The following is a 10,140-nucleotide window of genomic DNA, read 5'->3' on the forward strand; positions in this document are numbered from 1 at the left end:
GCCACGCGGCCAAGCCGTGCGACGCGGCAACGTATCCGGTGCCCGGCCTGCCGCTGTCCATGGCGGCGATGGACGGGATTTACGCCCTGATCCTGCTTGTGCCGGTGCGTCGTGGCCTCCGTGTCCGGGTCAGGGCAAGGTTCCGCGGCCGCGGCCAAAAAACAATCCAATGATGAACAGGACGATGAAGACGAAGAAAAGCACCTTGCCGAAATAGGCGAAGGTGTCAGAAATGCCGCCGAAGCCAAAAACCGCGGCGATCAGGGCCAGCACAAGGAATGTAATGGTCCAGCGTAACAGGTCCATGATCCGGTTCCTTCCGATCGTGGTTGTGACAGGCGCGGGATTGACATCCGCCCTATAACAATGCGCCAGAAAGCAGCCGGTTCATCGGCGCAGGTGATTTTGGCCATACCGGGCGGGAGGCGGGACATGACAGCAGGCAGCGACACAACCGGATTTCATGGGCTGTACCAACACGGCTTCGCGCGTGTGGCGGCCTGCACGCTGCCCGTGGCGCTGGCCGATCCGATGGAAAACGCGCGCCGCACGCAGGCGGGCATCCGCGCCTGCCATGATGATGGCGTGGTGCTGGCCGTGTTCCCCGAACTGGGCCTGTCCGGCTATGCGATCGAGGATCTGCGCCAGCAGGATGTGTTGCTCGAGCGCGTGCATGACGCCCTTGGCTGGCTTGCGGCGCGGACGGCGGGGCTGCGGCCCTTGGTGCTGGTGGGCGCGCCACTGGCGCATGGAAGCGCCCTGTACAACTGCGCCGTAGCCCTGCATGACGGGCGGATACTGGGTGTCATTCCCAAATCCTACCTGCCCAATTACCGGGAGTTCTATGAAGCCCGGCAGTTTACGGCCGGGGCCGGGCTGCGCGGCGGCCAGATCCGCGCGGGCGGGCAGGATGTGCCCTTTGGCACCGACCTCCTGTTCGCCGCCCCGGATATTGCGGGACTGGTGGTCGCCGCCGAGATCTGTGAAGACATGTGGGTGCCCCAGCCGCCGGGCATAGAGGCGGCATTGGCCGGGGCCACGGTCATCGCCAACCTGTCCGCCAGCAACATCACCGTGGGCAAGGCGCGCACGCGCACGCTGCTGTGCCAGTCCCATTCGGCACGGTGCATCTGCGCCTATCTGTATGCCGCGGCGGGGGAAGGCGAATCCACAACCGATGTCGCCTGGGACGGGCAGGCCTCGATTTTTGAAAATGGCGCGATGCTGGCTGAAAGCGCGCGCTTTCCCACCGGCCCCGTATCGGTCGTGGCCGATATTGACCTGGACCTGTTGCGCCAGGAGCGTCTGCGCATGGGCACCTTCGCCAATAACGGCGCCCATGGTGTGGCACGGGAATGGCGCACCATCCCCTTCCACGTAACGCCGCCCGTGGGCGACATCGGCCTGCGGCGCGCCGTTCCCCGCTTTCCGTTCGTGCCCAGCGATCCGGCGCTGCTCGATCAGGACTGTTATGAAGCCTTTACCATACAGGTCACGGCGCTGAAGCGGCGGCTGCTGGCGTCGGGCGCCAGAACCATGGTGATTGGCGTCTCCGGCGGGCTGGATTCCACCCATGCCCTGCTGGTGGCGGCGCGCGCGGCGGATGAAAGCGGGCTGGGGCGGCAGGCCGTGCTGGGCTACACCATGCCCGGTTTTGGCACCAGCGGCGATACGCACGGCAATGCCCATGAGCTTATGGCGGCCCTTGGCATCCAGGCGCATGAAATTGACATCCGCCCCACCGCCCGGCTGATGCTGGAGCAGATGGGCCACCCCTTCGCGAAGGGGGAGGCGGTGTATGACGTCACGTTCGAAAACGTGCAGGCGGGCCTGCGCACCGATTACCTGTTCCGTCTGGCCAACCAGTCCGGCGGGATCGTGATCGGCACGGGCGACCTGTCCGAACTGGCGCTTGGGTGGTGTACCTATGGCGTGGGTGACCAGATGGCGCATTACAATGTCAATTCCGGCCTGCCCAAAACCCTGATCCAGCACCTGATCCGCTGGGTCATGGCCAATGGACGCGAACAGGCCCGCACCTGCTCGGTGCTTGACGCGATCCTGTCCACCGAAATCTCGCCCGAACTGGTGCCCGCCACGGCAGGGCAGGCGGTGCAGAGCACCGAAGCCTGATCGGCCCCTATGCGCTACAGGATTTCACCCTGTTCCATGTGCTGCGCTACGGTTTTCGCCCGTCGAAAATCGCGTTCATGGCGCTGCATGCGTGGGGTGACGCGCAATGCGGGTCCTGGCCACCGGGTTTTCCGGAACAGGACAGGCGGGCTTATACCTTGGTGGAAATCCGCCACTGGCTGGGTGTCTTTCTCAGGCGGTTCTTCGGGTTCAGCCAGTTCAAACGGTCCGCCATGCCCAACGGGCCAAAGGTCGTGGCGGGCGGCGCGCTGTCACCGCGCGGCGACTGGCGCGCGCCATCGGATGGCAATGCGCGCATCTGGCTGGAAGAACTGGAAAAACGTGTTCCCCTGAACTGATCCGATCCTGATTCCGATTTTCTTAACCAATACAGGACTAGTTTGGTTCTGAATGATGCATCTTCCGGTTTCCCACGGGGCGCGGACGATGGATTATCGGTGGCAAGGCCGCACGGGCATGGCCTGCTTCCGTAGGAAAAGGAACGGAATGTATGGGATACGTGACCGTAACCGGGGCAACCGGGCTTACGCTGGGCATCAACCAGGACAGCAGCCAGATCATTCAGGGCCTGCAGCAGGTTGGTGAGCAGACGGCGCTCAAGGCGCTTTCCAGCCTCAGTGCCGCCTCCGGTGTCGATGCGGTAGCCGTTGCGGGGGGTGTCATATGCTCCGCCGAGTCCACGCGCGCCGCGGGCGTGCAGATGATCGACGGCGTCATACGCGCCGCCGCTGGCGCGCAGGGCGTGCAGGAGATCACGCAAGGCGGCGTCTTTACCGCCGGGAATAGCGTATCGGCCATTGATATTGGCAGCACCACGTCCGCCCTGCTCGATCAGGGCATGGCGCTTGCGGGGGGGGATAACGCCATCAACGTTATGGATGGCAATCTGGGCACGGTGGAGTTCAATGCCGGTGCGGGCGATGTGAATTATTACGCCGCCGGGGGCAACACGGTTTTTGTCAGCGGAACGGGAAACGATCTTGTCCACACCATGGGCGGGTCGGACACGGTTTATGGCTACGCGGGCACGCCGACGGTAAGCGGGGCGTGGAATGCGCCTGATTCCTCTACCGCCACCTTCAATGGCGGGGGCTCATCCATCGAGGTCATTGATGGGGTCATGGTCCGGAATGAGAGTAACGACACCATCACGACTTATGATGATGGTGGGTTTTTTGAAGGCGAATACACCAGACAGACCATCAATACGGTACAGGGCGGTCAGGATGATGTCATTTCCGGTCAGGGCCGACTGGTCGTGGATTCCGTCAGTGACAGTTCCATTAACTCGGATGGCGCGCTGTCGGTAACCGGCGGCAGTAACGATACGATTTCCGCCAGCATGACGACGCAGATCGAGGGCACAGAAAACAGCGTGATCCAGGTCAGCGTGCCCGGCACCCTGACATTTATTGGCGGCGCTAACGGCGTGTCCGATACAGTGACGGGAAGCAACGCCACCATATTCGGCACCGCCGGGCTGGATCTGGCGGCCAATGGCAGCGGCGGCATGACCTGTTACGCAGGCAGCGGCAACGAAACCCTTGATGGCGGCCTGTCAGGCGGCACGCTGCGCATGGTGGCCGGAAGCGGCAATGACACGCTCATCGGCGGGAACGGTCAGGCCATGCTTCAGGCCGGAACGGGCAATGATGTGCTGAGAGCCGGACATGATGCCACGGAATTCGATTTCATCAAGGGGCAGGCGGGCGGCGCCGACATCATTCAGGACTTTGCCGGATCGTCGGGCAATATCGTCAGGCTGTCCGGTTATGACACGACTCCGGCCTCCATCCAGTCCATGCTGGAGCACGCGACCGTTGCCGGTGGCAATACGACCATCGGCCTTGAAGACAGCACACGGATCACCTTTGTCGGGGTGACGGACCTGAAAGCCCAGAATTTCAAGACCTGACCGGGGAAATATTGTCCCCTGGTGTCACGATTTTCCACTGGTTAATGATGCGGTTTCGATATAAAAAACCCGTGAGCTGATACAGCACCCGAGTATAACTGCCATTTATGGGAGGGATGCGGTTGTTGCTGATCAGATCAACATGAATTTATATACGATAACGAAAAATTGCTGGCCTAACCCCCACCATCAGGTTACAAGCCGCGCTCGCCCAGCCGGGCGGATGATGGTGGTCCCGTTCGACAGGGGATCGGGTCAGGACAGAATTCATTTTTAGCCAGGAAGGAGCAGACGGTTCCGATGAGTAAGGCCTTTATTGCCGCTGTCATACAGGATTCAATTGATTGCACGGGCGTCGCGGCCAATCAGGCTGCTTCCGACCTGATTGCGGCGATTGTCAAGGAACTCAAGCGCGAAGGTGGCTTTACCCTCCCGTCCTTTGGAACATTTACCGTCAAGAAGACCAAGGCGCGCAAGGCGCTCAACCCGCGCACGGGTGAGCCGGTCAAGGTCAAGGCGGGCAAGACCGTACGTTTCAAGGCCAGTCCGAACCTGAAAAAGGCCGTCTGACAACCGGGGTTCCTGCCACTTCTTGGAAATGGCAGGCACATGCCCCGGATCAGGCAAACCAGACGGAAAGCGAGCGCACGCCCTGTGCGCCCCGGATCAGCACGCCCTGAATATCCGCCGTGGCGGAGGGGCCGCTCATCAGCACGCCATAACGGGCGGATTTGAACTCGCCGCGCGTCTGGTAGGCGGTGTGCATGTTGGCCGTCAGCTCATCGGGTGAAAGCAGCACCACGATATGCTGCGCCAGATGCGCGAAGGAATTGATCGGAAGCTGGGCTTCGCTCAGGAAGATCGACCCCATTTCCGCAATGCCGAACGCCGCGCGCACCACGGCCACGTCCACCGTCGCGACATCCTGCGGGGTCTTGATGCGCTCCACGGGCAATGTGCCCTTGGCTTCAGGCACGGTGGAACAGATCACCTTCGCATCGGGGTGGCGGCGTTTGATGGCGTCATCCAGCGTTTCGCCCGCCACCGGCTCCAGCACGTCACCGCCCAGTATTTTCAGGTTGGTGATGAAGCGTTCCTGGCCCGCATCCAGATCCCCCAGTGTCACGACAGGGGGCAGCGGATGGTTCTGCGGCGTGGGGCGGTTGGTCCGCAGGGCCTGCAGGATGGTGTCGCGTGCGCTCATTTCTTGTTCTCCGGTGCGGTCGCGCGGTTCTTCTTGTACCAGTCGTGAAATGTCTCCTTGATCGGATGCGGCAGTTCGCGGTGCTTGCCCCACGGGTTCAGCCAGTTGTACAGCGCGAAGCGGGGCAGGCTTTCAAGCGACGTCTCGGTCGTGCGCAGCGCGGCGCGGTACATCCTGGGCTGGCCCATGAGCTTGCCCGCCATGTGCATGATCTCGCGCTTCACGAACGGCATTTCGCGGTGCTTCACCAGCACGCGCCGCCATTTGTACAACTGTTCATGAATGTCGATCTTGACCGGGCAGACATTGGTGCAGCTTCCGTTCAGCGTGGAGGCGAAGGGAAGCGTGCTGTATTTGTGTTCGTTGAAGGTGGGATCAATGATCGCGCCGATCGGGCCGGAATAGACCGCGCCATAGGACAGCCCGCCGGAGCGGCGGTACACCGGGCATGTGTTCATGCACGCGCCACAGCGGATACATTTGAGCGAGGTCCAGAAATCATCCATGCCCAGCCGGGCGGAGCGGCCGTTGTCCACCAGCACCACATGCATTTCCCCGCCATCCTGCGGGCCACGGAAATGGGTGGTGTACTGGGTGATGGGCGACCCCAGCGCGCTGCGTGAAAGCAGGCGGATGAATACGCCCAGATCGGCCATGCGCGGCACCAGCCGTTCGATGCCGATGGTGGCGATATGCAGGTTGGGCACCGTGGCGCTCAGATCGGCATTGCCTTCGTTGGTGCAGACGACGAACGTGCCGGTTTCCGCCACCACGAAGTTGCCGCCGGTCATGCCCGCATCGGCATGCAGGATGACGGGCCGCGCCGCCTGGCGCTGGGCCTCGGCCAGCAGGTGTGGATCCCGGATGTTGGGATCCGTGTGGTAATCCTTGGCGAAAATCCTGGCCACGTCGGATGTGAGCTTGTGTACGGCGGGCACCACGATGTGGCTGGGCAACTGGTTGTCGAGCTGCTGGATGCGTTCGCCCAGATCGGTCTCGGTCACACTGACGCCGCGCTTTTCCAGATAGGGCCGCATGTCACATTCTTCCGTGACCATGGACTTGCTCTTGATCAGGCTGCGCGCGTCATGGGCCTTGAGAATATCGCCCACGATGCGGTTATGCTCCGCCCCGTCACGCGCCCAGTGGACATGGATGCCGTTTTTCTTCGCGTTTTCTTCAAACTGCTCAAGATATTCCGGCAGGCGCGCGAGCGTGTGTTCCTTGATGCGGGACGCTTCCTCGCGCAGTTCCTGCCATTCGGGCAGCATGTGCATCTGGGCGTCGCGCTTCTGGCGCATGTCCCACAGGCGTTCGTCATGGAACTTGAGGTGGGGCGCGTCTTCCAGGAAATGCTCGGCAGCCCGGGCGTGGTTGACGGGTCTGTTGCTCATTGGGCTGCTCCGTTAAGGATCTGCGCAATATGGATGAAGCGGATGGGCACCCCCGCGCGTTCGGCGCAGCCCTGCTGGTGCATCATGCACGACGAATCCGCCGAGACGATGTATTCCGCCCCCGCCTGATGGTGGTCACGCACCTTGTCCACCCCCATGCGGGCGGAAACCGCTTCCTCCGTCACCGAGAAGGTGCCGCCAAAACCGCAGCATTCATCGGGGCGTTTGGGTGTCACGAAACGGATTCCCTTCACCTTGCGCAACAGGTCCATCGGTTTGGAGAACGGTTTTTCCCCCAGTTCCGACATGCTGGCCGTGCGCAGGGCGCGCAGCGTGCCGCAACTGTTGTGCAGGCCCACGGTATGGTTGAATTCCGCCCACGGAAAGGCGTCGACCTTTAATATGTCGTGGAGGAATTCAACCAGTTCATAGGTATTTTCGCGCACATGGCGCACTTCATCGGTCTGCGGGATCGCATCGAAATTGTCGCGCACATGGTGCGTGCAGCTGCCAGATGGCATGACGATCTTGTCGAACCGCGCGAAGTTGCGCACGAACAGGGCTTCCGCCGCGGCAGCATCCGAATTGCAGCCGGAATTACCCATGGGCTGGCCACAGCAGGTCTGCTCCAGTGGATATTCGACATCCTGCCCCAGTTTTTCCAGCAGTTCCAGCGTGGCGATACCGGCCTCAGGGTAGAATGCGTCGATATAACACGGAATGAACAGGCCAATTTTCATTTAGGAGACACCTATCCTCAGCATGATTGGCGCGAAACGTGGCGCATGGCATGTTATTTCGTCAAATATATATTGAAGGACATTTCCATATATAATTTATATGAAATATGGATTTAAGGCACTTACGGTATTTCGTGGCTGTAGCGAGAATGGCAGCTTCACCCGCGCGGCGGAACAGATCGGCATGGAACAGCCCCCGCTGAGCCAGCAGATCAAGCAGCTTGAGAACGAGCTGGGGGTACTGCTGTTCCAGCGGCTGACCCGTGGCGTCAGGCTGACCGATATCGGGCTGGTGCTGCTGGATCAGGCGCGCGCGCTTCTGGGCATGCAGCAGCAGTTCATTTCCACCGCGCAGGGGCTCGCGCGCGGTGAGAAGGGGCATATCCGCGTGGGGCTGGCGGGCGCGGTCTCGCTGCTGCCCTGATTCCGCTGACGGTGCGGCGCTTTCGGGAAGTGTGGCCCGATGTCACCATCTACCTGGAGGAAAGCAATACCCCCGCCCTGCGCAAGGCGCTGCATGACCGGGCCATCGACATCGCCATTGTCCGCCCGCCCGTGCCCGATGGGGAGGGACTGCTGGTCTCCCCGCTTCTGGAGGAGGAAACGGTCGTCGCCCTGCCCAAGGGCCACCCGCTGGCCACCCTGCCCAGTCTGGAACTGGAGATGCTGGCGGATGAACCGTTCATCATCTTCCGCGTGAACTGGGGCCGGGCTTTCATGACGCCATCCTGTCTGCCTGCCACAATGCCGGTTTTACGCCGCGCATGGGCCAGCAGGCCCCGCAGATCGCCTCCACCGTGCCGCTGGTCGCGGCCGGGCTGGGGGTTTCGGTCGTGCCGCGCTCGCTGCACCAGATCCATTCAGGCGGCGTGACCTATCATTCGCTGGGGGCCAAGGCGCCCCGCGCGGAACTGGCCATCGCCATGCGCGCGGGGCAGCATGTGCCGCTGCTGAGCAATTTCATCTCCACCCTGCGTGGCTGCTGCCGGGACATGAACGACAGCGCCATTACCGTCACGCTGGGAGCTACGGACATGACGGCCGATCAAAACAGCATGTTAATAAAAAAATGAAAATTCGGGGGTGCCCCATCTTTCAAAAAAAGCTGTCCCGACCCGATGAGACAGGGCATCCGGGCCGGTATCTAGGCCACCCGGCTGTGGCGGATCAGGTCGTGGATAAAGGACAGCTTGCGCAGGATTTCGGGTGTCAGCACGAAGGGATAGAAATCCGGCAGCCCCATGGAGCGGTTGAGGCTGTTGGCGGCATAGGTCAGCGGCAGCCAGCCCTGCGTGATCTCGTCAAACGACATTTCGGTATAGGGGTCGCGGCATATGTCCGCCCGCAGGGGGGGCGCATGCGCCCCCGCGGCGTTGATGGTCATGCCATAGGCCCATGCGGTCTCCAGTGTGGAGATGATATGCAGGTAATGGCCCATGTCTCGGCAAAGTCCTCCCATGGATGGGATGTCGCGTACTGGCTGACATACTGGCCGCGCCATGTGGGGGGGCTGGGGTTTCGTAATGTTCCTTCAGCGCGGCGGCGTAATCGCGTCGGTCATCACCAAAGACATCGCGGCAGGCGGCCAGCCGTTCCGGGCCTGCGTCGCGGATCAGCACGTTCCAGTAGTAATGCCCGATTTCATGGCGGAAATGACCGAGCAGGGTGCGGTAATATTCCCCCATCTCCAGGCGCATCTGCTCGCGCTGGGCGTCATCGGCCTCGTTCAGCGCGATGGTGACGACCCCGTTCATATGCCCGGTCATGGCAGGCGTGCCATCGGCGTGGCTGTCCAGAAAATCGAAGGCCAGCCCTTCGTTCGGGTCCTGCCGCCGGTTGCGTAGCGGCAGGCCAAGGCGCAGCAGCGTGTAGAACAGGCGGTGCTTGGCGATTTCCAGCTTCTGCCACCGCGCGATATTGCCCGGAACGGACAGGTTGGGAATGGTGCGGTTGAAACTGCACGCCACGCAGAATACCTGCCCCGGTTCGGTCAGCCAGTTGCAGGCGTTATAGGCGCTGTTGGCGCACATCACGCGCGTGGCGTGAGGGGCCGCATGGGGCGCCACAGCCCTTCGCCCACGGCTTCCAGCGCGGAAAGCGTGGTCTGTTCGGGCAGGTAGCCCAGCGCAAGGCCGCAGCGTTCGCACGCCGTGTTCTCGAAAAACAGTACCTGCTGGCAGGACTGGCAGAAAAACAGCTTCATGAGGACAGGATCGACCGTTGCTGGCGTAAGGGGGCCTGTGTGGGGGCGGGCAGGGAAACCGTTTCCATCACGGCTTCAAATGTGGCGACACACTTGTCCAGCAAGCCGCTGACGGGCGCGGCCTCATGCGGGGTCACGGCGACGGCCAGCGGGATATGCCCCTGTGCCGCCAGCAGGCCCGATGTCGTGTCCAGCCCGATCCAGTCCGCGCCCGGTACGTGCACCTGTGTCCAGGCATGCAGTTCGCAGCCCATCCGTTCGGGTGCGTCACGTTCGGGCTGGAACAGGTAGCCTGAGACGAAGCGCGCGGCAAAGCCCAGCCTGCGCAGTACGGTAATCAGCAGCCATGCGCTGTCACGGCACGATCCCGCGCCATTGCGCAGGGTCTGCTCGGGTGACCACACGCCCGCTTCCAGCCGGATGCGGTAGGTGATGCGGGTTGCGATGTCGCGCGTCAGCGCGACCAGCAGGTCCAGCGTCGGGCAGGGCAGGGTGGCGCGCCACCGTGCGGTCATCGCATCCAGCAGCGG

At 62.2% G+C, this 10,140-nt stretch carries 7 protein-coding genes and 3 pseudogenes; 4 read left to right on the top strand and 6 right to left on the bottom strand.

Going from position 1 to position 10,140, the window contains the following annotated elements:
- Positions 1–129: 129 nt before the first annotated feature.
- Positions 130–306: a DUF1328 domain-containing protein gene (locus JCM25156_RS27755; protein ID WP_025812394.1), complete on the bottom strand. Its 177-nt coding sequence runs from the start codon at positions 304–306 to the stop codon at positions 130–132.
- A gap of 126 nt (positions 307–432) precedes the next feature.
- Between JCM25156_RS27755 and JCM25156_RS21800 the strand changes: the two are divergent.
- The 3 genes and pseudogenes from JCM25156_RS21800 (at position 433) to JCM25156_RS05450 (ending at position 4,639) form a co-directional block, all read left to right on the top strand.
- Positions 433–2,492, top strand: a pseudogene (locus JCM25156_RS21800) (NAD(+) synthase).
- Positions 2,493–2,644: 152 nt separating this feature from the next.
- Positions 2,645–4,069 carry a hypothetical protein gene (locus JCM25156_RS05445; protein ID WP_025812395.1) on the top strand — a complete coding sequence of 475 codons (1,425 nt, stop codon included), beginning with the start codon at positions 2,645–2,647 and terminating at the stop codon, positions 4,067–4,069.
- Positions 4,070–4,369: 300 nt separating this feature from the next.
- On the top strand, positions 4,370–4,639 hold the full coding sequence (locus JCM25156_RS05450) for an HU family DNA-binding protein (RefSeq protein WP_010514654.1): 270 nt from the start codon (positions 4,370–4,372) through the stop codon (positions 4,637–4,639).
- Between the two features lie 49 nt (positions 4,640–4,688).
- Here JCM25156_RS05450 and JCM25156_RS05455 read toward each other — a convergent pair whose 3' ends face one another.
- Genes JCM25156_RS05455 through JCM25156_RS05465 form a run of 3 tightly spaced genes read right to left on the bottom strand, consistent with a single transcriptional unit; the run spans position 4,689 to position 7,407 of the window.
- Positions 4,689–5,273, bottom strand: a complete 585-nt coding sequence (locus JCM25156_RS05455) for a LutC/YkgG family protein (RefSeq protein WP_025812396.1) — start codon at positions 5,271–5,273, stop codon at positions 4,689–4,691.
- Positions 5,270–6,667 (bottom strand): lactate utilization protein B, encoded by a 1,398-nt coding sequence (locus JCM25156_RS05460; protein ID WP_025812397.1) that lies wholly within the window; start codon positions 6,665–6,667, stop codon positions 5,270–5,272. Before JCM25156_RS05460 ends, JCM25156_RS05455 begins: the two co-directional genes overlap by 4 nt.
- A complete protein-coding gene (locus JCM25156_RS05465) occupies positions 6,664–7,407 on the bottom strand; it encodes a (Fe-S)-binding protein (protein WP_025812398.1) in 744 nt (247 codons plus the stop codon). Before JCM25156_RS05465 ends, JCM25156_RS05460 begins: the two co-directional genes overlap by 4 nt.
- A gap of 107 nt (positions 7,408–7,514) precedes the next feature.
- On the opposite strand from JCM25156_RS05465, the pseudogene JCM25156_RS21805 reads away from it, so the two are divergent.
- A pseudogene (locus JCM25156_RS21805) lies at positions 7,515–8,480 on the top strand (LysR family transcriptional regulator).
- 71 nt (positions 8,481–8,551) lie between these two features.
- Here JCM25156_RS21805 and JCM25156_RS21810 read toward each other — a convergent pair.
- Together JCM25156_RS21810 and JCM25156_RS05490 are read right to left on the bottom strand one after the other, a co-directional pair.
- A pseudogene (locus JCM25156_RS21810) lies at positions 8,552–9,610 on the bottom strand (zinc-binding metallopeptidase family protein).
- The coding region (locus tag JCM25156_RS05490) for a transglutaminase-like domain-containing protein (protein WP_025812402.1) at positions 9,607–10,140 on the bottom strand (534 nt) is incomplete at its 5' end. The gene JCM25156_RS05490 and the pseudogene JCM25156_RS21810, both read right to left, overlap by 4 nt.

This window comes from Komagataeibacter kakiaceti JCM 25156 (genome assembly GCF_000613305.1).

Bases quoted from the DNA above. Each gene is read 5' to 3' on its own strand.
- JCM25156_RS27755 (WP_025812394.1), bottom strand. From the start codon at position 306: ATGGACCTGTTACGCTGGACCATTACATTCCTTGTGCTGGCCCTGATC.
- JCM25156_RS05445 (WP_025812395.1), top strand. From the start codon at position 2,645: ATGGGATACGTGACCGTAACCGGGGCAACCGGGCTTACGCTGGGCATC.
- JCM25156_RS05450 (WP_010514654.1), top strand. From the start codon at position 4,370: ATGAGTAAGGCCTTTATTGCCGCTGTCATACAGGATTCAATTGATTGC.
- JCM25156_RS05455 (WP_025812396.1), bottom strand. From the start codon at position 5,273: ATGAGCGCACGCGACACCATCCTGCAGGCCCTGCGGACCAACCGCCCC.
- JCM25156_RS05460 (WP_025812397.1), bottom strand. From the start codon at position 6,667: ATGAGCAACAGACCCGTCAACCACGCCCGGGCTGCCGAGCATTTCCTG.
- JCM25156_RS05465 (WP_025812398.1), bottom strand. From the start codon at position 7,407: ATGAAAATTGGCCTGTTCATTCCGTGTTATATCGACGCATTCTACCCT.